The following is a 25,268-nucleotide window of genomic DNA, read 5'->3' on the forward strand; positions in this document are numbered from 1 at the left end:
AACTATCCCTACTCTGTTTCAGTTTTATTCGATAGATGATGAATAGTGGTTCCCTCATCGGCGCCCATCACCACATTTTTTAGACTACCCGGTTTGTTCATGTTGAATACACGGATCGGTAGGCTATGGTCACGTGCCAGAGTGAAGGCCGCTAAATCCATCACTTTTAATTCTTTTTCTAATACTTCTTGATAATCCAACTCGCGGTACAATGTGGCGGCAGGGTCTTTTACTGGATCAGCAGTATATACACCGTCAACTTTCGTGCCTTTTAATACTGCTTCGGCTTCAATTTCAATACCACGTAAGCAAGCAGCTGAATCTGTCGTGAAAAATGGATTACCAGTACCCGCGGAAAAAATCACCACTTTCCCCGCTTTCAAATTGCTTATGGCATCGGCCCAATTATAAGAATCACATACGCCATTCAATTCAATTGCCGACATCAACCGAGCATTAACAAAATTCCGATGTAAGGCATCGCGCATCGCTAAGCCGTTCATTACCGTGGCTAACATCCCCATGTGATCGCCCACAACGCGGTTCATACCCGCTTTGGCTAGACCTTCACCTCGGAACAAGTTACCACCACCAATAACTAAGCCAACTTGGATCCCAAGCTCTACTAACTCTTTAATTTCAAGAGCCATACGATCTAATACTTTAGGGTCAATACCAAAACCTTCGTCACCCATGAGGGCTTCACCTGAAAGTTTTAAAAGAATGCGACGATATGCAGGTTTAGGATTGGTGCTCATAGCAATGATGTTCTCTCATTAGTAAGAATACAAGAAGGTTGCGGCATGATACCGCAACCTTTACAACAACTAAAATTACTTTTTAGCTGCAGCGATTTGTGCGGCTACTTCAGCAGCAAAATCTTCTTCTTTTTTCTCGATACCTTCACCTACTTCTAGGCGAATGAATCCAGTCACTGAAGCGCCTTTCTCTTTCAACATTGCGCCTACAGTTTTCTTTGGCTCCATGATGAAAGCTTGACCAGTCAATGAGATCTCACCGGTGAATTTCTTCATACGGCCAGCAACCATTTTCTTAGCGATTTCTTCAGGCTTACCTTCGTTCATCGCGATCTCAATCTGTAGTTTTTCTTCTTTCTCTACAACGTCAGCAGGTACGTTTTCAGGAGATAAAAACTCAGGTTTAGAAGCCGCTACGTGCATGGCTACGTGCTTCAATGTTTCAGCGTCAGCTTCACCAGTTACAGCAACACCAATACGCTCACCGTGACGGTAAGAAGCAATAGAAGTACCATCTAAGTACTCAACACGACGAATAGAGATGTTCTCACCGATTTTAGCAACAAGTTGAACACGCTCTTCTTCGAAGCTTGCTTTCAAAGTCTCAATGTCAGTTTTTTCCGCAGCAGCTGCATCGGCAACTTTATTAGCAAAAGCAGTAAAGCTTGCATCTTTAGCCACGAAGTCAGTTTGACAGTTAACTTCTAATAGGGCTGCAAAACCAGCACCTTCTTTAATGATAATTGCGCCTTCAGCAGCGATATTACCGGCTTTCTTAGCCGCTTTAGCAGCACCGCTTTTACGCATGTTTTCAATCGCTAACTCGATGTCACCATCAGTTTCAGTCAACGCTTTTTTACAATCCATCATGCCTGCGCCAGTACGTTCGCGCAGTTCTTTCACTAGGGCAGCAGTAATTGCCATTTGTTTGATCCTCGACTATTTATCGGATAAAACTCAGGGGACAAGCTTGTCCCCTGCTAATCATCAAGCTTCTCAGTATAGTGCAAATGCACTAATTACTCAGCCGCTTCCTCTACGAAACCATCTTCTTCAGCTTGTACAACGATGTCGTCTTGACGACCTTCGATAACTGTATCAGCAGCTGCGCCTAGGTACAATTTGATTGCACGGATAGCATCGTCATTACCAGGAATGATGTAATCAACACCGTCTGGTGAAGAGTTAGTATCAACTACAGAAATAACAGGGATACCTAAGTTGTTTGCTTCACGGATCGCGATGTGCTCGTGTTCAGCGTCAATAACAAACAATACGTCTGGTAGACCGCCCATGTTTTTGATACCGCCAAGGCTTTTCTCAAGCTTTTCCATTTCGCGAGTACGCATAAGCGCTTCTTTCTTGGTTAGCTTGTCAAAAGTACCGTCTTGGCTTTGAGCTTCAAGATCTTTTAGACGCTTAATAGATTGACGAACTGTTTTCCAGTTAGTCAACATACCACCCAACCAGCGGTGATTAACGTAGAATTGATCAGAACGAAGTGCTTCAGCTTTAACTGTGTCACCCGCAGCACGTTTAGTACCAACGAATAAAACTTTACCTTTTTTAGCTGCAACTTTTTTAAGAACAGCCATTGCATCATTAAACATAGGAACAGTTTTTTCTAAGTTAATGATGTGAACTCGGTTGCGAGCGCCAAAAATGAAAGGCTTCATTTTTGGATTCCAGTAACGAGTTTGGTGACCGAAGTGTACGCCTGCTTGAAGCATATCGCGCATTGAAACGTTTGCCATTATAATTTCCTCAAATTGGGGTTAGGCCTCCACACATCCCATTTTACCGACCAAATCAACGATTCAGCACCCCGGAAAACGTGACGATGTGTGTGTGTGTTTAAAATAAAGATATTTAGTTTATGTAGATATCAACAGTGCTCAGAAAACCCAGTAATAACCTACGGCGCGCTTTATACCATAAATAGCTAAAATGTTAAAGTGAAGCCTTGTTTTTTTGTTAATTTTTCTAGCTACTACAACTCACCTCAGGCTTACGGTAAACTAGCGCAAAACCACGGTAAGCACTCAACTATTTAAAACTCATGAGCATAGTAATAAAAACCCCAGAACAAATTGAAAAAATGCGCATAGCCGGCCGTTTGGCAGCAGATGTGCTAGATATGATCGCACCGTTTGTAAAAGTGGGGGTCAGCACAGAAGAGTTAGACAAACGCTGTCACGACTACATCGTGGAACAAGGCGCCATTCCTGCCCCACTCAACTACCATGGCTTTCCTAAGTCTATTTGTACCTCGGTTAACGACGTCGTTTGTCACGGCATTCCCTCGCCAACCCATATTCTTAAAGATGGGGACGTATTGAACATTGATATTACCGTTATTAAAGATGGTTATCATGGTGATACCTCTAAAATGTTCTTACTAGGTAATACTAGCCCTGCCGACAAACTGCTATGCAGAGTGACTCAACAAGCGCTGTATCAAGGTATAAAAGCGGTAAAACCGGGAAATAAGGTGTCCGATATTGGCAGCGCCATTCAAAGATATTTGAAAAAAGGCAATTACCGCTACGGGATCGTCGACAACTTCTGTGGCCATGGTATCGGCGAAGGCTTCCATGAAGAGCCGCAAATTATGCACTACCGCAACAGCGACCACACCCTGCTAAAACCGGGCATGTGCTTCACTATCGAGCCAATGATTAACCAAGGTAAAAAAGGTAACTGGGTCGATGACAACGATGGTTGGACAGCCCGTACCAATGATGGCAAAAACTCTGCCCAGTGGGAGCACACCTTACTGGTGACAAACGACGGCGTTGAAGTACTGACACTACGTGATGAAGAAGATTTTCCGCGCATCATAAAAAATTAATTAGCAAGGTTGTAGAGGTTTAGTCATGGAAACGACAGTAGCAGCGCCGCCTGTGCCTTGCATTAACGACATTTCAGTAAGTTGTTGTAAGCAATATCTCGACCAACTGCAGCAGTATCTTGCCGAACAATTTGACCAAGGTGTACATGTTGTTGAACTGGTACAGTTACGTTCACAACAAATGGATCGCCTATTAACTGAGTTGTGGCAACATTTTGGTTTATCCGAACAAGCAGACCTGTCTCTCCTTGCCGTAGGCGGTTATGGTCGAGGAGAGCTACACCCGCGCTCAGATATCGACATTTTGATCTTAAGCCAACAACAAGTAGCTCCAGCCGTAGCTGAAAAAATCTCTACTTTTATCACCCTGCTATGGGATATTCGCCTAGATGTAGGTCAAAGCGTACGAACCCTTGATGAGTGCCTAGAGTTAGGTTTACAAGACATTACCATTGCCACCAATTTGCAGGAGTGTCGGTTAATTTATGGCGATAAGCAGCTTTATAAGAAGCTCTGCCTCGCCGTCTGCGCTGACAGCTTCTGGCCAAGCGAAGCATTCTTTCGAGCTAAAAAAGATGAGCAACTCACTCGCCATAGGCAATACAAAGGAAACGCCTACTCTCTTGAGCCTGATATTAAGGCTAATCCTGGCGGTCTACGCGATATACAAACCGTGTGCTGGGTAGCGGGTCGCCACTTTGGCAGTAGTGATTTAGAGGAATTAACCAAACAAAATTTCTTAACTCTGGCCGAATGTCGCGAGCTACAAGACTGCCGAGATTTTTTATGGCGAGTTCGTTTTGCCTTACATATTCACCTGACGAAGAGTGACGACCGTCTACTATTTGACCGCCAACTAGCGGTGGCCAAATCACTAGGTTACAGCGGCGAACATAATGCACCGGTTGAGCGCTTAATGAAGCACTTTTTCCAAACGGTGCGGCGTATCTCAGAACTCAATGAGATGTTACTGCAACTGTTTGATGAAGCCATTTTGGGTAATACCGCGATGGATGTGCAAACGGTTGACGAACACTTCATGTTACGTGGCAATCGCATCGACACTAATAATGGCCAATTATTCTTAGAGCGACCAGAACAGATTTTAGTGATGTTTTTACATATCGCCGACAACCCTAAAATCACCGGTATTTATTCGGCGACGCTGCGTCAATTGCGTGAAGCTCGTCGCCGATTAACTCATTGGCTACAGGACCTACCGGAATGCCGTCGCCATTTCAAACGGTTAATTCAACACCCAAACGTCACGGGTCTTCCGCTCACCTTAATGCACCGCTACGGGGTTCTTTCCACCTATTTCCCAGCGTGGAGCCGCATTGTTGGGCAAATGCAATTTGATTTGTTTCACGCCTTTACAGTGGATGAACATACACATCGTCTTATAACTAAAATCCATTCTTTTAACTTTAAAGAAACCGAAGAAACACACCCTCTCTGCTGTCAGGTCTATCCTCGCTTAGAACGACCCGACTTATTAACCTTAGCCGCCATCTTCCATGACATAGCCAAAGGAAGAAAAGGCGATCACTCCACTTTAGGGGCTGTTGATGCAGAAGAGTTTTGTTTAGCTCACGGGTTTAGTAGCCCTTCGGCTCGTACCGTTGCTTGGTTGGTAAAACACCACTTATTGATGTCGGTAACCGCGCAGCGACGTGATATTTACGACCCAGAAGTTATCAGCAAATTTGCTAAAACCGTGCGCGATCAGCGCCACTTAGATATGTTGCTGTGCTTAACCGTAGCCGATATTTGCGCCACCAACGACGATACTTGGAATAGTTGGAAGCGAACCCTAATTAGCGAGCTATACCACGCCACCCAAAAAGCCCTTCGCCGTGGCTTGGAAACTCCTGTTGATGTGCGTGGCATGATCCGCGACAAGCAGAAAAAAGCGATTGAACGACTTGAGTTAAAAGGTTACTCAGAAGAGCAAATACGTGGTTTGTGGCAACGTTTTAGAGCCGATTACTTTCTGCGCCATACCCCCCAGCAAATAGCATGGCACAGTGACAATCTATGGGGTCATAGTGAAGATCAGCCTCTGGTCTTAGTCAGCCGCAGAGCGACTCGTGGGGGAACCGAAATATTTGTACATTGCCGGGATATTCCCCACCTCTTCGCTTCGGTAGCAGCAGAACTTGACCAAAAGAATCTTAATATTCACGATGCTCAAATCATGTCTAGCCGCGATGGTTTCGTGCTGGATACCTTTGTGGTACTCGACCATGAAGGAGAACCTTTATCTCCTGAACGCGGCGTATTACTTCAACAAACTTTAGCCACTAAGCTTCACGTTGCTGCGCCTATAGACATCAAGCAGCGCCGCGTCCCAAGGCAGGTACAACAATTTTCTATTGCGCCAAGGGTCTCGTTTCTTCCAACCAAAGGGAAACGCACTTTAATCGAAATCGTTGCGTTGGATAAACCTGGATTATTGGCTAGAATAAGCGCCGTATTTCAGTCGTTCAACTATTCGATTCATGCAGCTAAAGTCACCACTATTGGTGAAAAAGCTGAAGATTTCTTCAGCATTAGCAATTGCGAACGAGAAAAGCTTAGTCCTGAACAAAAGCAACAGCTTAAACAAATTTTGGAACAAGCACTCAAACAATAATATTCTGCAAGCTCAACTACTATTTGGAGACAAACATGTCAAAAGACTTTTTTAGTTACGCCGTTGGTGTGGGAAGTAAAAACGCAAATGGCCAATGGCTAGAAGTTTTTTACCCCGCCCCTGTATTAAACCCCACTGCAGCCGAAGTTAGCGCGCTAACTAAAGGTTTAAACTACAACAATGGCAAACAAGACATCGAGTTAGATGATCAAGCGCTAAATAGCTTGATTAGCAATGCTGAAGCTCTAGAGCTTAACGAACAAGTCAGCGCTTATAAAGCCCTAATCGGTAGTAAGCAAGCTCGTGTTCTATGTTTGCTCAATGAAGATAGTGCAGCAGCTTCTACCCCCGAAGCCTACCTCAAGTTGCATCTATTATCTCATCGCTTAGTTAAACCTCATGGAACCGATTTAACCGGGATTTTTGCGGTACTGCCTAATGTAGCTTGGACCAACCAAGGTGCTATTGATTTAGCAGAGTTACCTGCTCGTCAATTAGAAGCGCGCGCTAAAGGCGAGTTGCTACAAGTCACCTCCGTTGACAAATTCCCTAAAATGGCTGATTACGTAGTACCAAGTGGCGTACGTATCGCTGCTACCTCTCGCGTACGTTTAGGTGCTTACCTTGGCGAAGGTACCACGGTAATGCATGAAGGCTTCTGTAATTTCAACGCCGGAACAGCTGGCACAAGTATGGTTGAAGGCCGTATTTCTGCAGGTGTATTCGTCGGCAAAGGCTCGGATCTTGGCGGTGGCTGTTCAACCATGGGCACCCTCTCTGGTGGCGGCAATATGGTTATCTCGGTAGGTGAAGAGTCACTGATTGGTGCCAATGCTGGAACAGGCATCCCCTTAGGCGACCGTTGCACCATCGAGTCGGGCTTATATATTACCGCCGGTACCAAAGTGATTTTGATCGATGAGAACAAACAACAAGCTGGCACCATCAAAGCCCGAGAATTAGCGGGTAAATCAGACCTATTGTTCCGTCGCAACAGCATTAGCGGAGCCATAGAATGTTTAACCAATAAAACCGCGATAGCCTTGAACGAAGAACTACACGCTCATAACTAAGAGCAATAACCCAAGTAGTGCCAACTACTTGGGTTTCGCCCCTATTTCCTCTGCTAGCTTTTAAAAACTTTCCCAGTTCACACCGCTTCTATTTTTTCTGCGCTATGCTGCTAGTTACAGGCTCTGTAAAAAACACAGCAGCAGCTGTTTCATATTAAAACGAAGACTCACGATAGAGGGAAATCCATGTACAAAAACCTAAAAAGCATTGGCATAAATAATCCAAATGATATTGAACGCTACAGTCTTCGCCAAGAAGCACATTCCGATACGTTGAAAATTTACTTTCATAAAGAAAAAGGTGACTTCCTCACTCGCAGCGTGAAGTTTAAGTATCCGCGGCAAAAGAAAACCGTGTTAATTGATGGAGGGCGAGGTACTTATAAAGATACCACTGAAATCAACGCTAACTTGCGCTTTATCGTCGAAGAGTTAGATCAAATAACCCGAAGAGAGCAACAGGAAAGAGACACAAAACAGCAAATACTGTCAGAGCTAAAACATCTAGAGAAAGTGGTTTCAAATAAAATCGCAGAAATAGAAGCAAAATTAGAGCGGCTGTAAAAGTCAACATAAAAAAGGAGGCTAAGCCTCCTTTTTTATTCAGGGTAACAAACTAAGGTTATAGTGTTTTTAAGTACACTTCCATATCGGTTTTTAAGTTATCCGATTTAGTACCAAAGATAGCTTGAACACCTTGACCAGCAACGACAACACCTGCAGCACCTAGGCCTTTTAGTCTCGCTTGGTCTACAGACTCTACCGTTTTAACTTGAATACGTAGACGAGTAATACAAGCATCAAGGCTAACGATGTTGTCTTTACCACCAAACGCTTCAACTAAGTTTTTAGACATTTCATCTTCAGAAACAACGGCACCCGCAGCTGCTTCTTCATCTTCACGACCAGGTGTTTTAAGATCAAGCTTAGCAATAACAACACGGAATACAGTGTAGTAAATAGCGGCATAAGCCAAACCAACTACTGGGAACAACCACATTTTTTGAGCGTTGCTTGACAATACGATGAAGTCAATCAAACCGTGCGAGAATGAAGTACCGTGCACCATACCTAAAGTATTAGTGATGACGAATGCCAAACCTGCTAATAGAGCGTGAATAACATATAGAACAGGTGCTACGAACAAGAACGCAAATTCAATGGGTTCAGTAATACCGGTTAGGAATGAAGTTAGAGCAGCAGAGATCATGATGCCGCCAACTTTAGCGCGGTTCTCTGGCTTAGCAGAATGCCAAATAGCGATAGCAGCAGCAGGAAGGCCGTACATTTTAAACATGTAACCACCAGCTAATTGACCAAAGCCTGAAGTGCTAGCTGCACGAGAAGCTTCATCTGCTGAAAGGTAACAGGTTAACACGCCATTTAATTGCTCACCGTTAGCACTTACACAAGAACCCGCTTCGAAGAAGAACGGTACGTTCCATACGTGGTGTAAACCAAATGGAATTAACGAACGCTCAACCACGCCATAAATACCAAACGCTAGAGTTGGGTTTTGTTCTGCCGCCCAGTGAGAGAAAGTAGCAATACCGTTTCCGATAGGAGGCCAGATGAAAGCTAACAATACACCTAAGAAAATGGTTAAGAAACCGGTAATAATTGGCACACTTCGCTTACCAGCAAAGAAGCCAAGATAGGCTGGTAACTGAATGCGGAAGAAGCGGTTAAAAGTCCAACCGGCTACACCACCGGCCAAAATACCGCCAAGTACACCTGTATCAATCTTATCAACGCCCATAACACCGGCCATAACGCCTAGTGTTGCAGTCATAATGCCATAACCAACGATAGCAGCTAATGCCGCTACACCATCGTTATTAGTAAAACCGAGTGCTACACCAACAGCGAATAGTAGAGCCATTTGGCCGAACACCGAACCACCGGCATTTTCCATTAACGCTGAAATAATGCTAGGCATCCAGCTGAAGTCGGCCGCACCGACACCAAGCAAGATACCCGCAACCGGCAGCACTGATACGGGTAGCATCAGTGCTTTACCTACCTTTTGCGCTTGCGCGAACAAATTTTTAAACATAGTAAGCTCCTAGTGGGCTGATTGTGTACTAAATAAAGCCTTAATCACTTTCCTGTAAAAGGCCAATACTGATACGACATAAATATAATTATTTTGAACTGTCGCTAAATTCGTTACCTAACGATTTATGGCGCTTAGTGTAGGCTGGTCTTTGCAAGAAAAATGCGAGTTAGCACAAGTTAAACCGCTCTTTTTGTAACGCTTTGTAACGAGCAATAACAAAACAGATAAAAATACGAGTTAACGTAACCAAGCCCCTCGGTTAGCTCAAATTTTAGCTCATCTAAACCCACTAAGCCCTCATACAAAAAAAAGCATAAAAGCCCAGCGTTAGACTTAATCTCATACGTTAAATCCAGTAAGAATTAACACTATAGTTATTTATTTCGCTTCATCAAGTTAACGTGAGTTTATTCACAAATACAAAATGGAAGTCGATTGACACCATACTATTCACACAATATTCCAATGGATTTATAAATTCTTGAGCAAGATGTGTATCCATATCCATTATAAGCACTCAATATAGATAAGGGTTATGTAATCAAATTACCAAACCTATCTTCGCCAGTGTGAGAGCGTAGCGGTCTCTGCTAACGCTATGGTGGCAAGCCTGTAAATTAACGACTACAAGCGCTCTGATGTCGGTACGAACGGTTCGGGTGCTCTATGGCCCCACTATAAATGTTTTGTAACTAAAATCATCAAGGGGCTTACAAGCCTGAGCTCAAGGGTAGCAAACATGTAAATACCAAAGCGGAGGGGAGAAAGTCAATTACCGCCTACTGAAGTAGGTGGTTTAAGGCTGAAAACAAAAAAGCCAGCATTGCTGGCTTAATCAAAAGAACTATTTCAGTAACTTATTTATTCTTAACGGCTTCGATAAAGGCGTCTCTAGCGGAACGAGAGCCAGCATATTCAGCTTCTTCGACTAACTTAAGCGCTTTTTCCACCTCACCTTGCTTAACCATTTCTGAAATAAGCTTATTGTAAAAACTTTCAGTTTCTTCAAGCATTGGTTTCTTCAAGCTACGATTGGCCGCTGGCGCAACTAAGGTTGGAGTAGCTGTCTGCGCTGCCTGTGATGGTTGGACTTCTTCAACAATAGCTAAGCTTGGATCGGCGTTGGAGCTACCAAACCATGCCTCATCAGAAAAAAAGCCCTTCGACAAATCAGGATTTAAAGTCACATTAACTAAACCAAAAGCTGAATGAGGAATTAACGGGTCGGGAATGCCGGGATCGGCTTTTGCTTGCGCTTTTGCACGCGAACGTTCGGGGTGTACAATTTGAGTGCTCTGTGAACGCGCCTCGTCCGTAGTATATATCAGCATATAGGCATCACGAACCCGCCCTTCTCGTTGCTCTGTGTTAACACGAAAAGCAGCCGATAACTTATTACCAGAAAAACCCTTTAACTCATGATACTGAAACGAACTAGCAGGAACTACACGATTGATTTCAAAGGTATCACTCAATAAGGCTACGGTTGGTGCGAATACTGTTTCACCAATAACACTCTCTATCCTTACAGGAATATCAGTGTTTAATGCGGGCAATTTATAAGCCAATACAAAACTTTTACCAGACTTAAATGAAAAGGCTTGGTACCGAGCATCTAGCTCTTCTTCCGCATCATAGTTATAAGATATGGGCTTATAAGATAACTGAGCAAGTTGCTCACAACAAATCGGTGCGCTTTGCAAACTGGCAGCAGCTTCACTAGGCTCAACAAATAGATCTCGAGTATCACTAGATAGACCTAACATGTCTCCAGAACTACAACCACCAAGCCCTAACAAGGAGGCAACAAAAACTACGGCTATTTTGTTTCGCACGTTATTCTCCGTAAAATCAAATAAAAAGACCCCCAAAATAGTTCATTTTGAGGGCCTTGACTAGCTACAAATTTAATTAACTAAATTTGTGTGGCTTACCACCATGCTTCAACTTGAGCGCCGTAGAATAGGTCGTTGTTTTCAACAACACGAACACCCATCCAGCCACCGTCTTCACCGGTTCCATCGCTACGTTTGTCACCGCTGTATTTAGTAACAAATACACGGATTTCAGGACGAGCCCAGAAACCGCCTTTCTCTTTAAGAGGTGACCACGCTTGAGCAAGAGTCACTTTATTGATAGTAGAATCTACGCTTTCCCATGGGTCTTGTTGATTATAGTAACCTAGTTCAAGTTGAGTACTTAGAGTGTCATTCCACTTATAACGTGGACGTAAAGTTGCACCATAACGCTCACCTGGACCAGCATCACAACAGCTATCATCTACTTTAGAGAAGAATACTGAGTAGCCTAAGTCCCAGTTACGGCCGAAGCTTGCTACACCATGATCAATCACACGCCATGATTTACGGTCTAGTTGAGCATCACCACCGTTGTTGTAAGCACCGATGTTGTAAGAATCACCTAGGTGGTTATTCATACCGTAACCAGACCAAGCGAAACCTTCAGTATTGTACTGAGCTACCAATTTGTTAAAGCCACCGCTATAACCAACAGCCCACTCAGCAGTCAACGACACACCTGTTTTATCGTTGTAGTTGCCTTCAGCAGCTTCTTTTTGATCATCGCTTAGGTTAGCCCAGCCTACCATGGCGATTAAATCTAAAGAACCTAGACCAACATCTACACCTTTCCAACGTAAGTCTACGATAGGAGTTGAAGACATAGTGTTGTTAGCGTCTGCACCACCAGAAACATCGTGCCATTTAGTATGACGCACAGCTACAGCGATTTGACCTAGGCCAACATCAATGTTGTCAGCACCAAAACCGTAACCAGAGCCATTTAGGTAGTACCAGTCATTTACGTGAACGTCTTTACGACCGTAGTAACGGTTACCCGCCCAGATTTCTGTGCCGCTAGCCATCATGTATTTCGCGTAAGCTTCACGGAAAGACATACGTTGACCAGACCATGGAGCACCTGCTCCTGTTGCTTCATCGGCAGGAGCTCCACCAGTCACGCCTTGCCAAGAGTTACCACGAGTGTCTGTGCCACCTTGCCAATCTTCATAAGTACCTAAAGCAAGCAAAGTGTGAATAGAGAATTTTTCACCAGTAGGACGTTCTACTACGTTTTGGCTAAAAGATAATTCTGCATAAGTATCACACTCATCACCTAGACGACCAACAACGTGAGCATTTGGGCCACCAGAACCGTAACAACGTTGAGAACCACCATCAGCATTCACACCAAAACCGGCACGGAAGTAACCGTTGAAATCAAGTGCAAATGCGCTTGATGAAATTGTTGCTGCAGTGATTGCAACAGCAAGTGTTTTCAGTTTCATAATCCTTTCCTTTTCCATTAGAACTATTTTAAGTCCCTTACCTTTTGAGTAAGAGCCAGCGGTGCATTTGTATGAGTGCTTATATCCGCTAACTGAGGTGGATTATAGGGAGCCGCACCCTACGCAACTTTGAACTAGCTCACAGTTCAGTTTTATGAAAATGGCTTGAAAACAGCGTTTTCACCAACAAAAACAAGGCCTGGATCACAAGAAGCTAGAGTTAAGCAAGTCGACATGAAAATGCTTTCAATCACAAAGAAAACCCTTTCAGTAGGGAAATTACCAAAAATTTAGCCAGATTAAGCTAAAATAAGCAATTTACCGCTGAAAAAAGTAATAAATTTACAAAGACCTGAAAAGGCTTTCACGGTTCCGTTTGAATGCAAAATTTGTGATCTAGATCATTAATAAAGAGTGAACTAATTCCAAGTCATTAATTGATATAAGCGTTTCCAACGGCTTGGCAAGGGACAATCAATTTCAATTGACTTCAACTTATAAGGGTGAATAAAGCTCAAACGGTTAGAAAACAACCACAACCCAGGATAGCCCAAATCACGGAACAAACGATTATGCCGCCCGTCTCCATAGGTAGTATCACCAATAATATGGTGACTCAGGTGATGCATATGACGTCGAAGTTGATGTTTTCTTCCAGTTTTAGGTTGCATCGCCACTAGGCTATAGCGCGATGTAGGAAACTTTCCTGATGGGTAAGGTAACTCCGCAGTTTGTAAACCTTGGTATGCGCTTATCGCAGTTTGTGCCGGTTTGTCCTCTCGCGCTTGTCGGTCGGTCATCTTATCGAGCTTTTCTTTCAAGGGATAGTCGAGGATATGCTCTCCCTCAACATACCCCCTCACCACTGCTAAATAATTTTTTTCAATGTGATGTGAAGAAAATTGCTCAGCTAATTTACGCGCAGCTTCCGAAGATTTCGCCATGATGAGTACGCCACAGGTTGGACGATCGAGCCGGTGTACCGGATAAACATACTGGCCCAATTGGTCGCGTAACATCTGCATAGCAAATTGGCTCGCCTCTTTTGCTATCCAACTACGATGAACCAATAAACCTGCTGGCTTATAGACTGCTACGTAGTGTTCATCTTCGTATAACACATCTAATTGAGAGCCGATCACTTCTATTTCTTCTATATCTTCGCTAGATAAAAGCCCAGACTCATTCATTTGAGAAACTCGCATCAAAGGTTTTTAGAACCGCCAGCAACTCTTCTCCATCAAAAGACTCATGTTTCAATGCTTCTTCAGCGTAAGGGCTAATCGCCACTGCAGTAGGTAGCGGTAAATCACTCTCGATTAAGTGATACATTTTAGGCAACAGCACAAACTGTAGCCATTGAGTGAATGACAGGCTGTCGATACAAAATGGTTGAGTGCTAGCCAAGGCCTGAGCCGAAGGAGGATTATGCTGCCAACACTGAGCTTGCTTTAAACAGCACTCAATTTGCTGGAGTTGTTCAAGGATAATTTGCGACATCAATTTTGTTCGGCTAAAGAGCGAATTATATCATCGCGTGCACCCAGCTCCCAAGCTTTCATCAACAATTGCCCTTGGCCTAATAAATGTGGATACTGACGGCAAAATTTGCAAAGAACAGCGAATAGACTTAATGAAACAACTCTCTACTCTCAGTGAAATACTACAGGCTTCGGGCAGTGAGCTTCAAATTTTCGAAATGGGTCGACAAGTACAACGCATTGACAAGCAAGACTTTTATCAAATAGAAATCGCTACACGCCCCTATCCAGCGCCCATTCAGCAGCACGCTCGTTTCGCTCTATGTTTTTGGCAAAAACAACAGTCAAACACACCTTATATTTGGTTTCTGCAATTCCCTGTAGACGAACAAGGTTTTATTCACTTGGGGGCTCGTGACCAATTCATTACATTAGTGATCGAGGCCATGGGTCAGCAACTTAATCAGCAACCCAGTGAACAGCAACAACAGGCATTGGCAAACAATCAATATATTTATAAACCGATTGAAGAAAAATTGGCTTTTTTTAACGCCATTTATAAACGTGATTGTCGACTTCCACCATCAGAGCACTACGCTGCAGTGCGTCAGTATTTAGCCGATGAAAGCCGTTGGGAACAATGGCAAAAGCTAGCGTTGCAGGGGCTGGCCGACCTAGTTGCTCGCTTAGATAAGGAGGGTAACAGTAAATTACTCTGTGACGCTCTACCCAAGCTGCCCATGGAAGTCACGCAAAAAACCTTGGAGCTATTAGAACACGTTCCACTGGACCAACAACTAAGCCATTGCATCGCCAGCTTACATCAAAGCCAATTGGAAAAAAATGAAGAGTTAGCCAGTGTATATTTACGCGCTTTAAATGGTGCCCAAGTTAGCCAACTAACCAAAAAAGCCATCATATTACAGTTAGATGCTGCGAGTTCAGTCCACAGCTTCATTGCGATAGCCGGGCGTTTATGGCCACATTTAAGTGATCCAGACTTACTCAAGCACTTTTTTGAAGCGCTAGCTCGACAACAAGACCAACAACTGTTTTATCAAATTTTTAGCGATTTAGTGTTCATCCCTCAGCTACGCAGCTTTGTATTGGCCCAGCTACGCGATCCCAACAACTCCCCTGCGCTGCAAGGGGCTGTCGCCCAATTGCTCCAGCTTTATCAGGCCAAACAAACTCATTAGGTAAGCTTATGTCTCAACAAATCGCCCTGCTCGCAATAAAAACACTGGTAAATGAAAATAAAGAACCCACCCTAGCGCTGGTTAAAAGTAGGCTCACCAGCCGGGTCCCTATGCCGATTGTTATTGATGCTATTAAGGCATATAAACAAAATCCCGACATTCTTAAGCAACTCGCCACGCCTGCTGAAACCAAGCAAACTGAGCCCAAACACTCGCTTGAACAACGCGTCACCGAGCTTGAAACTCAACTGGCTCAGCTAGTAGATCGCATAAAACGACTAGAGGCAAACAACTAAGCATGTTCTTATATGAAGTTCGTTTCGAATGCTACAGCGATACCACCATTAGCCAAGCCGAAAAAGCCATCAATGGTTTACTCGATTGCTGGCGCTACAATGGGCAAATCATTGGCCGAGAGTTTCCACTTGTACTAAAAGAGGCTGTTTTCGCTTGCCGAGTAGTTTCTCCTCTGCAAGATAGTTTGCTAGAAAAATACCAAAGTAACCAAGTAAAGAGGGCGAAACAGGGCTTACACGATGTCGGTTTACTGAGCCCCAAACTGAAGTTACTCGGGCGCGATATAAACTCCGATGACAGCGATGAGTGCCATACACCCATATGGCAAGTACTCTATACCAACTACTTGCAAACCTGCTCACCGCTGCGCTGCGGTGAACACTTCACTCCCATTCCTCTGTATCGCTTACCAGCGGTGGCCAATGGCGACCATAAACAACTGATTAAATGGCAAGAAGATTGGTCGGCTTGCGACCAGTTACAAATGAATGGCAGCATTCTAGAACACGGCGCACTAAACGAGATTAGCCAGATAAACAGTCGACTATTTCGCCGCGGCTATGATCTTTGTAAAAGGCTGGAGTATCTCACTAAAGTTCCCACTTATTATTACTTGTATAGAGTGGGAGGCGAAAGCCTGACTAGCGAACAAAACCGAACTTGCCCTAACTGCCATAGCGATTGGCGCCTAGAACACAGCGTCCACGATATTTTTGACTTCAAGTGCGACAGTTGTCGATTAGTATCAAATCTATCGTGGGACTTTAAAAGCTAAGCAGCAACGACCAACTTAGCTAAAAACTCATCTAAACAACTAGCCAGAACGAGTTCAATGCCTTTACCCAGCTGTTCAAGAACCACTTCACCACTGTCATTATCAATACTCACCACTTTCATTTCATCGTCAGTGGTAGCGATAAACACGGTGGCCTTCTGTTTTAAACGCCTTTGCATTAGTAGGTGACCAATAATATTTTCCAGTAACATCTCAAAGTCTTGCTCATTCCAAGCTTGTACTAATTCGATGCGATTCTGCTGATAATCCATGACTAAACCAGCAGAAAAATAATCACCATAAAACGCTTTTACACTGGCATGTAAGGGCAGTTCTAAGGCGTGTTCTATACCCGAAAAATCTCCTTGCTGCTCACGAAGAAAGGGTTTCCATAGAATATTACCATTCTGCTCCTCACCTAACTGACAAGGAGATAACCAATCTGGGTCATAGTCGATACTCGGATAACCGTTAATCTGCCAATCTTGTTCAAACTTAGAAAAAACTACAGAGAGAGGAGAGCTTATAGGCTTGTTCATAGATGTGTTTCGTTTCAAATTAAGATAGACTAAGCCTAACTAATTCGATGTAACAACACCATGAAAAAGCAATCCTTAGACACCTCTGAACAATTAAAAGACAGTTTAAGCCTTGGTAAACCCACTGACTATATAAGCCACTACTCACCACAATTATTACAAGGCGTGCCTCGCAGCATAAATCGCCAACAAATTAAGCTCAACGAAAATCAAGCCTTACCCTTTAAGGGCTATGATTTATGGAACCTTTATGAGTTATCTTGGTTGAATAATTCAGGTTTACCGGTGGTAGCGATAGCAGAAGTAAAAGTGGCGGCTGACTCTCGCTGTTTAATCGAGTCTAAGTCTTTCAAACTTTATTTAAATAGCTTCAACCAAAGCCATTTTGCTGACGCCGCTGCTGTAGAAGACACGCTCCGTAAAGACTTGCAAAACTGTGCCGAAGGCAAGGTTGAAGTGAGCCTAATCCCAATAGACAGTAGCTATAACAATAGTGCGCTACCTGGGATAAACATTGACCAGCAAGACATCAACATCGATGACTACCAGCTCAATCCAAGCTTATTAACAGGAGCTGCCAACCCACAACAGCCGGTCAATGAAACCCTAAACAGTCATCTACTAAAATCAAACTGTTTAATTACCAACCAGCCTGATTGGGCCAGCGTTTATATCGATTACCAAGGGCCTCAGATTAATCGTGAAGCACTACTGCGCTATTTGGTTTCCTTCCGTCAACACAATGAATTTCATGAACAGTGTGTTGAACGAATTTTTTGCGACATCATGCACTTCTGTAAGCCCAACGAGCTAACTGTATATGCTCGTTATACTCGGCGCGGCGGGCTTGATATCAACCCCATGCGCACCAATGCCGCTGAAGCAGAGCAAAAGTTGGGCAATTGGCGTTTACTCCGACAATAAAAGGCTAGCTAGTTGAACGTGTCAGTTAAAGTCGTACGCTTATTTGCCCTATTCTGCTGCTTAATAAGTGGCAATCTAGCCGCTTATGAACACGGCTTTATTCACGTACCGAAAAACCTCGAGCCCTTGCGACAATTATTAATTGCCAACCCAAGGGCTTGCTTGCAAGAAATTGCTCAACCCCAGCGTAATTCCATTAAGTCCAAAGACCCGCAAGGCGAACAAATTCTCAGCGAACAGCTCGGTGCACTTTGTGCTTACCGTCTCAAGCATACCGAACAAGCCTTAAGTTTTATCAATAAGGCAATCGAACAGGCCTCTGCCAAACAATATCAAGCCTATTTAACTCAAGCCTACATTATTGCTGGATTAATACTTAGTGGAGATCCTAATCAAGCGAGTGCTAGCTACCACTACATCCAGTTAGCACAGCAAAACTTAGACAAACTCAACGTGTTCCCGCTACCCAATATGCGTTTTCAACTAGAAAAGGTATTGGCTATTTATAATCAAAGCCAAGGGAAAAGTAACGAGGCTAAAAATCACTTACTCAAGGCAAAAGAAGAAGCCTACGCAGGTAAATCCACGATAATTCGTTCATGGTCAGAAAATTTACTAGCGGAATACTACCTCACCAACCAACAACCGGAACTAGCCTTAAGTCACCTAAGTGAAGCGAAGATAGATGAACGAGGAAGGCCCAGCCCTGAAGGACAACTACTTAACAGCATCGTCAACGCCAATATCGCTAAAGTCTATTTAGACCAAGGCGAACTCGCCATTGCTGAGCAATATCAACAAGAGGCGATTGCCAGTGCTGTGCAATTAAATAACCCAGATCTTCAAGCTAAAGAAATAGCCGTACTGGGTGACATGGCAGAGCTGGCTGGTGATATCGACGCGGCTTTAGTGCATTATCTCAATGCAAAAGACATTGCCAAAGCCAACAACAATAAGCCCTTACTGGCCGACATTGAATTACAACTAGGCAAAACCTATATGGAATTGTCTAACTACACTCCCGCGCTAGTGCATTTACAAATATCGAGGCAGCTATTTAGTGAATTAAAGCTCACCAACAAACTACTACGAAGCTTGTTATTACTAGGTGAACTGCATATCAACAACCACGAAAATGGTTTGGCTATCTTACAGTTAGAGAAAGCCGAGAAAATTGCCAATACCATGGGTTTAAGCAGTAGCCATAGCAAAGTCTATAAACTGCTAACTCAAGCTTACGAACAAAATGGTAACTACGACTTAGCCTTAGAGCAGTTCAAGGTATACCACAACCTTAACCAGCAATATCAGCAGATCCGCAACGAACTAAAACGCGAACAATTTAAACAGCATTACCAATATATTGAACAAGCTCAACAGCTCTCAGAATTAACCAAAGAAAAAGCCTTAATGGTGCAACAAAGCAACGTTCAACAACTCATATTGGTGTTGGTGTGTGCCTTTGGCATTATGTTGCTGTTCCTCTACCTCGTAACAAGGCAAAAACTACTCAGCAAAACCACCAGCTTAAATCAGCTGACAGAACAATTTACGCTTCATCCTATGACCGGCTTACCACAGCTAGCCAATAGCGAAATTCCACTCCTTTGTTTGCGTGGCTCACAACATAAGGCTCCACATTCGCGAACCCTTGCCATTCTGTCAATTGAACACCTTGGTTTAGCCAGTCATCAAACGCTAGGCTTTCAAACTCAACGCAATTTGCTCACTTGCCTAATTAGCGATTTAAAAGAAAATTTAGAAGGGAATTACCAGCTAGGTCATATCAATGACAAACAATTAATCTTATGTATTGACCAAGCTAACACTTCCCCTTATCAGCTATGCCAACAATTAGTAGCTTGTGCAAAGATGTCAGCCGATAGACAACAAATTGAGTTATCCATGGCCATTGGCTGCTGTAGTCAGCCATTTTTAGTTAAAGCTGAAGACGCCATTGACGATAAAGGAATGATTGAGGTTGTATGGCTTGCCCTAGAAGGAGCACAACAACTGTGCGCCCAAACCCAACAGAGTCAGTGGCTAGAACTGAGCGCAATGAGTGGCTCTCACGCTGCATTTTTCTGCAGTGATATCACTCAAGATATAAAGCAAGCCATTGCCAAGGGTTTAGTTAAGGTGAATGCCTCAGCTGACAAGAGTTTGATAAGTTGGTAAACAAAAACGAACACATAAAAGAAAACAAATGCCCTAAAAGCAAGGGACTGTAGTTACCTAACGACTAATGTTATGCTAAATTCAGTTAATATTTGGCACGCTAGGAAGTATTGGTTTAAACGATGAGCGACATCATCACTATTAAGAAGCGACTTGCGTTGGTGAGAAACGAAATAAATAGCTCCAACAACGATCCTTCAAACCAAGAAGCAAAGGTTAGAATGGAAAATAAAGCGATAAGCCAGCTCATTTCTCGCCTATCAAAAATTTGTTATGGCATAGATGAACAGCTTGACCAAAAATTAGACAAGCTAGTAAAAGAAGTTGAAACTAATTCCGATCTCTCGGTAATTTCCCAGTACCAACACGACTTGGATGGGCTGTTTAAACAACATAGTGAAACCTTAAAAAAGCTACTTGCTCACAATCAGCGAATTATTAAAACGTCAGGGGAATCGCTAAAACGTATCAATGGTTTGCCGCCACAATTACGCCGAAAACTCACCGATTTTTTAGATCATCCCCCTTCCTACTCTCATACAGACAATCAACAGCGGCTAGAGCAATTACTAAACTATTATTATCAAGCGCTGATTAACAAACCCATAGTAGGGGGCGCACCCAGTTCAGAAAATGTCGCAGCCTTAAAGCCGAAAGAGAGCGTTCTAGACAGCCGTTTACACAAGCGGATCTGCGATGACCTACAGCGTCTAATTACCGAATTAGATTATGCTGGTGACGTAGGCACTCAACTCGCTCAAATACGTTCTGAGCTGCTGGTTGGCATAGAGCCTGAAGATCTACCTAATTTATGTATTAAAGTCATTCAGCTGGTGATTGAAGGCAGCCGAGAAGAGCGTAAAGCCTCACAAGAATTTTTATATTCTCTTAACGAAAGTTTGGAAGGGGTTCACGATAAATTCAGCGATTCTCTACACCAATCTAAATTAATTCATAAAGACCAACGACATAATGACGGCCAATTAAAAACACGCATTCTAGAGCTGGGGGCGGAAGTTCGCTCCAGTGACAACTTAGAGAGCCTAAAAAACTCTATACAGAATCGCCTAATCCAAATTGCCGATGTCTTCAAAGAAAAAGAGCAACTTGAGCAACGCACCAGCGAATTACTCGATGAGTTAAGCAAGGTAGAGCTAAAACTGCGCCTAGTGCGCGAAGAAACCAATGAGTACAAAAAGCGCCTCAATGCCCATAAACATAAGTTGTTTATCGATAGCCTCACTCAAGTCTACAACCGTGCTGCTTTAGATGAACGCTTAGAATTGGAATACAAACGTTGGAAGCGCTATGGCTACAACTTAGGTATGGCCATCATTGATATTGACCACTTTAAGTCAATTAATGATAAGTTTGGCCATATGGCTGGTGATAAGGCTTTGAAAGTTATCGCTCGGGCGCTACAAAACAACCTGCGCGATACCGATTTTCTGGCACGTTTCGGCGGCGAAGAGTTCGTATTACTCATGCCTAATATATCACCCGATGCGGTAATGGTGCCTTTAGATAATATTCGCGAACAAATCAAAGCGCTTCCATTTAGATTCAAAGATCAACAAGTAACGGTCACCGTTTCCATCGGTGCAACCTTATTTAAAGAAAATGATAAACCGCTTGATGCATTTGAACGTGCCGACCAGGCCTTGTACGAGTCTAAAAGCAGCGGCCGAGACAAAGTTAATATAATCAGCTAGTTAGTTTCTAATTTACTGAAAATAACCGCCCAAAATCAAACACCTCGCGCTATACTGTAAATATAAAATTACACAATAAGTCGTGAGGTGTTAATGATTACCCATATCAATCCCGTCGGTAGCATGAATTTGCTGTCGAGACTCGAAGTCAATCAACTCACCCAAGCCGCCTCAGAAGATATCTATTTGTTGTATCGCAATTGCAGCCTAGCGGTACTAAACTCGGGCAGTAAAACAGACAGTAGCCGTGAAATACTAGAACGCTATAAAGACTTTGAAATCAATGTTCTCAGCCGTGAGCGGGGCGTAAAATTAGAGCTGGCTAATGCGCCTGAAGATGCCTTTGTCGACGGAGAGTTAATCCGCGGTATTCAAGAACACTTATTCAGCGTTTTACGCGATATTGTTTATGTGTCTAACGAAATTAAAGAACAAGTTAACTTAGACCTTAACCAATCATCCCATATCACTAACCTAGTCTTTTCTATCTTACGTAACGCTCGGGTAATTCACCCCGGAACGGAACCCAATTTAGTGGTATGTTGGGGGGGGCACTCAATTAACGACGAGGAATATCAATATACTCGCGAAGTGGGTAGTCAGTTAGGTTTACGTGAGCTGAATATTTGCACCGGCTGTGGGCCAGGGGCAATGGAAGGCCCCATGAAAGGCGCAGCGGTTGGTCATGCCAAACAACGGGTAAATGATGGGCGTTACATCGGTCTAACCGAACCCAGTATCATTGCCGCTGAACCGCCCAACCCTATTGTCAATGAATTAATTATTTTGCCCGACATTGAAAAACGCCTTGAAGCCTTTGTCAGAATCGGCCACGCCATTGTTATTTTCCCCGGTGGAGCAGGCACCGCCGAAGAGCTCTTATATGTATTGGGCATAATGCTTCACCCAGAAAATGCACGCCAGCCTCTACCGATTGTGCTAACAGGTCCTAAGTCTAGTGAGCAGTACTTTAAGAGTATCGACGATTTTATTGGTGCAACTCTGGGACATGAAGCCCAACAACATTATCAAATTATCATTGATGACGCTGCTAGAGCCGCACAAACCATTAAACAGATGATGCCAAAGGTAAAAGACTACCGCCGCGCCATTGGAGACGCTTATTCGTTTAACTGGAGTTTAAAAATAGATGGGGATTTTCAACACCCATTTGAACCTTTGCACGAGAATGTAGAAAAGCTCAACCTTCATTACGATCAAGCACCACAAGATCTAGCGGCTAATCTACGCCGAGCTTTTTCTGCCATTGTTAGCGGAAATGTAAAAGAAGAAGGGATAAAACAAATTGAACAAAATGGACCTTTTGTTATCGATGGCGACCCTAAAATAATGAAGATGTTAGACAAACTATTAGAAGATTTTGTCTCACAGCACCGAATGAAGTTGCCCGGAAGCCACTATGAACCCTGCTATAAAATAGGCAAATTTGGTAAAAATGGCTGCTCAACAAAATAACAAACAATTAGTCATCATTGATGCCCTTAATTTGATCCGCCGACTTTTTGCCGTTCAACAGCAACGAGCAGCAAGCTCATCATTAGCGGCAGCCACCGAGCAGGCGCTAAGAAGTGCCTGTAGGCGGATAACCACATCTCTGCAACCCAGTCATATTATCGCTGTATTTGATGGCGAGCGCTCTGCGTGGCGAGAACAAATCGCTCCCTCATACAAACAAAACCGCTCGCCCATGCCCCAGGAGTTAGCCGAGCAACTAGAGCAACTAAAAGATCTATTACTCGATATTGGCATTGACTCAATTTCGGCACCTGAACACGAGGCCGACGATATTTGTGCCACCCTAGCCAGTAAAGCGGCCGCAGCCAATTATCCGGTGAGTATTGTGTCTACCGACCGAGGCTACTATTCCTTACTCAACCAAGGGGTTCACCTTTACGACTACTTCCGAAGGGAGTACATCACCATCTCAGAAGTAGAAGACAAACTCGGTATCCAAATCAACCAACTCAACGATTATTGGGCCTTAGTGGGAAACAGCAGCGTCAATGTAACAGGAGTAAGCGGTATTGGGGCCAAAAGTGCTCAACAGCTTCTCTCACAATATCCTAATGTACAGGCGATATTAGATGAGCCTCAGCCACAAAAACTCGCAAAAAAAGTACAAAAGAATCACCAACAACTACAACAGGCTCAGCGTCTTCTTAAGTTGAGAACCGATTTAAAACTAGGTTTTTCGTTAAAGCAGTTACGCTATCAGCAAGATTGAATCAACCAACAGCCGTCCCTTGCTAAAATAGGGAAAAGCCTTTCCACAAAGGCCTAAGCTCTGTTATATCTTAACAACTAAGACCTAAGTCTTAGCTATTTAACTTTGAGTATAGCGTTAAAAAATTGTAAACTAGCTGTTGCCCAAACACCTGATATTTGGGTATTAACACGGAGTGTTACCTCCTCCCCCGATAATAAGAATGCCTACGAATTAGGAAGATATATGTCAACGAGACGAATCACCGTCATACCTGGAGATGGTATTGGACCTAGTATTATCGAAAGTGCAATCGCGATCATGGATAAAGCCGGTTGTGGGTTCGAGTATGATTACGCCAACGCAGGGCTAGCCGCCCTAGAAAGTGATGGCAGTCTATTGCCAGAAAAGTCACTCCAACTAATAGAACAAAATGGTATCGCGCTTAAAGGCCCACTGACCACACCTGTTGGTACCGGTTTTACTTCGATTAACGTTTCCATGCGTAAGCATTTTGATCTTTACGCTAACCTGCGACCCGTTCGCTCTTTTGTGGGAACCAAAGCTCGCTACGAAAATGTCGATATCATTACGGTTCGCGAGAATACTGAAGGCATGTACTCTGGTATAGGCCAAAAACGCAGTGAAGATGGCAACAGCGCCGAAGCAATGAGTGTGATCACCAGAGATGGTGCTAAGCGAATTGTAAAATTTGCCTATGAACTGGCCCGTCGAGAAGGTCGCAAAAAAGTGACCGCTGTACATAAAGCTAACATCATGAAATCCACATCAGGTTTATTCCTTGAAGTGGCTCGCGAAGTGGCTAAGCTCTACCCCGACATCGAATCAGAAGAAATGATCGTTGATGCAGCCTGCATGAATTTGGTCATGTATCCTGAGCGCTTTGATGTAATGGTCACCACTAACCTATTCGGTGACATTCTGTCTGACTTATGTGCAGGTCTAGTAGGAGGCCTAGGTATGGCGCCAGGCGCTAATATCGGTGAACGGGCGGCAATATTCGAAGCAGTACACGGTAGCGCACCGGATATTGCAGGCCAAGACATTGCTAACCCAACCTCGGTGATCCTCGCCAGTATTCAAATGCTGGAATATTTGGGTATGGACGATAAAGCTGAGAAAATCTTAAATGCAGTGAAGGATGTTATTGCCAGTGGTGACAGAACCACCCGTGATTTAGGTGGTAGTGCCGGCACTAAAGAATTTACCCAAGCGATTTTAGACCGACTATAAAA

Annotated in this window: 22 protein-coding genes; 13 read left to right on the top strand and 9 right to left on the bottom strand. The window is 43.6% G+C overall.

Annotated features, from left to right (window positions below):
• Positions 1-8: 8 nt before the first annotated feature.
• The 3 genes from pyrH to rpsB form a co-directional block, all read right to left on the bottom strand.
• Positions 9-758 carry a UMP kinase gene (pyrH, locus tag ACQY6Q_RS00990; protein ID WP_427976811.1) on the bottom strand — a complete coding sequence of 250 codons (750 nt, stop codon included), beginning with the start codon at positions 756-758 and terminating at the stop codon, positions 9-11.
• Between the two features lie 75 nt (positions 759-833).
• Positions 834-1,682 (bottom strand): translation elongation factor Ts, encoded by an 849-nt coding sequence (tsf, locus tag ACQY6Q_RS00995; protein WP_427976814.1) that lies wholly within the window; start codon positions 1,680-1,682, stop codon positions 834-836.
• A 95-nt stretch (positions 1,683-1,777) separates the two neighbouring features.
• On the bottom strand, positions 1,778-2,512 hold the full coding sequence (gene rpsB / locus ACQY6Q_RS01000) for a 30S ribosomal protein S2 (protein WP_427976817.1): 735 nt from the start codon (positions 2,510-2,512) through the stop codon (positions 1,778-1,780).
• Positions 2,513-2,817: 305 nt separating this feature from the next.
• Between rpsB and map the strand changes: the two genes are divergently transcribed.
• The 4 genes from map (at position 2,818) to ACQY6Q_RS01020 (ending at position 7,881) form a co-directional block, all read left to right on the top strand.
• Positions 2,818-3,609: a type I methionyl aminopeptidase gene (map, locus tag ACQY6Q_RS01005; RefSeq protein ID WP_427976819.1), complete on the top strand. Its 792-nt coding sequence runs from the start codon at positions 2,818-2,820 to the stop codon at positions 3,607-3,609.
• A gap of 25 nt (positions 3,610-3,634) precedes the next feature.
• Entirely contained in the window at positions 3,635-6,244 is a 2,610-nt protein-coding gene (gene glnD, locus ACQY6Q_RS01010; RefSeq protein WP_427976822.1) for a bifunctional uridylyltransferase/uridylyl-removing protein GlnD, read from the top strand.
• Between the two features lie 35 nt (positions 6,245-6,279).
• Positions 6,280-7,317 carry a 2,3,4,5-tetrahydropyridine-2,6-dicarboxylate N-succinyltransferase gene (gene dapD, locus ACQY6Q_RS01015; RefSeq protein ID WP_427976824.1) on the top strand — a complete coding sequence of 346 codons (1,038 nt, stop codon included), beginning with the start codon at positions 6,280-6,282 and terminating at the stop codon, positions 7,315-7,317.
• Positions 7,318-7,503: 186 nt separating this feature from the next.
• Positions 7,504-7,881, top strand: coding sequence for a DUF3461 family protein (locus ACQY6Q_RS01020; RefSeq protein WP_427976826.1), 378 nt, complete (start codon positions 7,504-7,506; stop codon positions 7,879-7,881).
• A 58-nt stretch (positions 7,882-7,939) separates the two neighbouring features.
• On the opposite strand, the gene ptsG is transcribed toward ACQY6Q_RS01020, so the two are convergent.
• From ptsG to ACQY6Q_RS01045, 5 genes are all read right to left on the bottom strand, one after another.
• Positions 7,940-9,373: a PTS glucose transporter subunit IIBC gene (gene ptsG, locus ACQY6Q_RS01025; protein WP_427976829.1), complete on the bottom strand. Its 1,434-nt coding sequence runs from the start codon at positions 9,371-9,373 to the stop codon at positions 7,940-7,942.
• Positions 9,374-10,233: 860 nt separating this feature from the next.
• A complete protein-coding gene (locus ACQY6Q_RS01030) occupies positions 10,234-11,211 on the bottom strand; it encodes a MalM family protein (protein ID WP_427976832.1) in 978 nt (325 codons plus the stop codon).
• 95 nt (positions 11,212-11,306) lie between these two features.
• Positions 11,307-12,683: a carbohydrate porin gene (locus ACQY6Q_RS01035; protein WP_427976834.1), complete on the bottom strand. Its 1,377-nt coding sequence runs from the start codon at positions 12,681-12,683 to the stop codon at positions 11,307-11,309.
• A 419-nt stretch (positions 12,684-13,102) separates the two neighbouring features.
• Positions 13,103-13,873, bottom strand: a complete 771-nt coding sequence (gene truC, locus ACQY6Q_RS01040; protein ID WP_427976837.1) for a tRNA pseudouridine(65) synthase TruC — start codon at positions 13,871-13,873, stop codon at positions 13,103-13,105.
• Positions 13,866-14,183, bottom strand: a complete 318-nt coding sequence (locus tag ACQY6Q_RS01045) for a YqcC family protein (protein ID WP_427976840.1) — start codon at positions 14,181-14,183, stop codon at positions 13,866-13,868. The genes truC and ACQY6Q_RS01045 overlap by 8 nt, the downstream gene beginning before the upstream one ends.
• A gap of 133 nt (positions 14,184-14,316) precedes the next feature.
• On the opposite strand from ACQY6Q_RS01045, the gene ACQY6Q_RS01050 reads away from it, so the two are divergent.
• From ACQY6Q_RS01050 to ACQY6Q_RS01060, 3 genes are read left to right on the top strand one after another with little or no spacing between them, the layout of a single operon-like run.
• Complete coding sequence (locus ACQY6Q_RS01050) at positions 14,317-15,363, top strand: DUF3549 family protein (RefSeq protein ID WP_427976842.1); 1,047 nt, start codon at positions 14,317-14,319, stop codon at positions 15,361-15,363.
• Positions 15,364-15,371: 8 nt separating this feature from the next.
• Positions 15,372-15,659, top strand: a complete 288-nt coding sequence (locus ACQY6Q_RS01055) for a hypothetical protein (protein WP_427976845.1) — start codon at positions 15,372-15,374, stop codon at positions 15,657-15,659.
• 2 nt (positions 15,660-15,661) lie between these two features.
• Positions 15,662-16,435 carry a Zn-ribbon-containing protein gene (locus ACQY6Q_RS01060; RefSeq protein WP_427976847.1) on the top strand — a complete coding sequence of 258 codons (774 nt, stop codon included), beginning with the start codon at positions 15,662-15,664 and terminating at the stop codon, positions 16,433-16,435.
• On the opposite strand, the gene syd is transcribed toward ACQY6Q_RS01060, so the two are convergent.
• Entirely contained in the window at positions 16,432-16,974 is a 543-nt protein-coding gene (gene syd / locus ACQY6Q_RS01065) for a SecY-interacting protein (protein WP_427976850.1), read from the bottom strand. The two genes, ACQY6Q_RS01060 and syd, sit on opposite strands and share 4 nt — an antisense overlap.
• Positions 16,975-17,034: 60 nt before the next feature.
• On the opposite strand from syd, the gene queF reads away from it, so the two are divergent.
• The 6 genes from queF to ACQY6Q_RS01095 all read left to right on the top strand — a co-directional run bounded on the left by queF (position 17,035) and on the right by ACQY6Q_RS01095 (position 25,266).
• Positions 17,035-17,898 (top strand): NADPH-dependent 7-cyano-7-deazaguanine reductase QueF, encoded by an 864-nt coding sequence (gene queF, locus ACQY6Q_RS01070; RefSeq protein WP_427976852.1) that lies wholly within the window; start codon positions 17,035-17,037, stop codon positions 17,896-17,898.
• Between the two features lie 18 nt (positions 17,899-17,916).
• Positions 17,917-20,076, top strand: coding sequence for a hypothetical protein (locus ACQY6Q_RS01075; RefSeq protein WP_427976855.1), 2,160 nt, complete (start codon positions 17,917-17,919; stop codon positions 20,074-20,076).
• A 122-nt stretch (positions 20,077-20,198) separates the two neighbouring features.
• The gene (locus tag ACQY6Q_RS01080) at positions 20,199-21,788 is read left to right on the top strand and encodes a GGDEF domain-containing protein (protein WP_427976857.1); all 1,590 of its coding nucleotides are present in this window, start codon (positions 20,199-20,201) and stop codon (positions 21,786-21,788) included.
• A gap of 93 nt (positions 21,789-21,881) precedes the next feature.
• Entirely contained in the window at positions 21,882-23,264 is a 1,383-nt protein-coding gene (gene ppnN, locus ACQY6Q_RS01085; protein WP_427976860.1) for a nucleotide 5'-monophosphate nucleosidase PpnN, read from the top strand.
• Positions 23,245-24,033, top strand: a complete 789-nt coding sequence (xni, locus tag ACQY6Q_RS01090) for a flap endonuclease Xni (RefSeq protein WP_427976863.1) — start codon at positions 23,245-23,247, stop codon at positions 24,031-24,033. The genes ppnN and xni overlap by 20 nt, the downstream gene beginning before the upstream one ends.
• Before the next feature lie 225 nt (positions 24,034-24,258).
• Entirely contained in the window at positions 24,259-25,266 is a 1,008-nt protein-coding gene (locus ACQY6Q_RS01095; protein WP_427976865.1) for an isocitrate dehydrogenase, read from the top strand.
• Positions 25,267-25,268: the final 2 nt, after the last annotated feature.

Source organism: Agarivorans sp., from assembly GCF_050295395.1.
In the GTDB taxonomy this organism is placed as follows: domain Bacteria; phylum Pseudomonadota; class Gammaproteobacteria; order Enterobacterales; family Celerinatantimonadaceae; genus Agarivorans.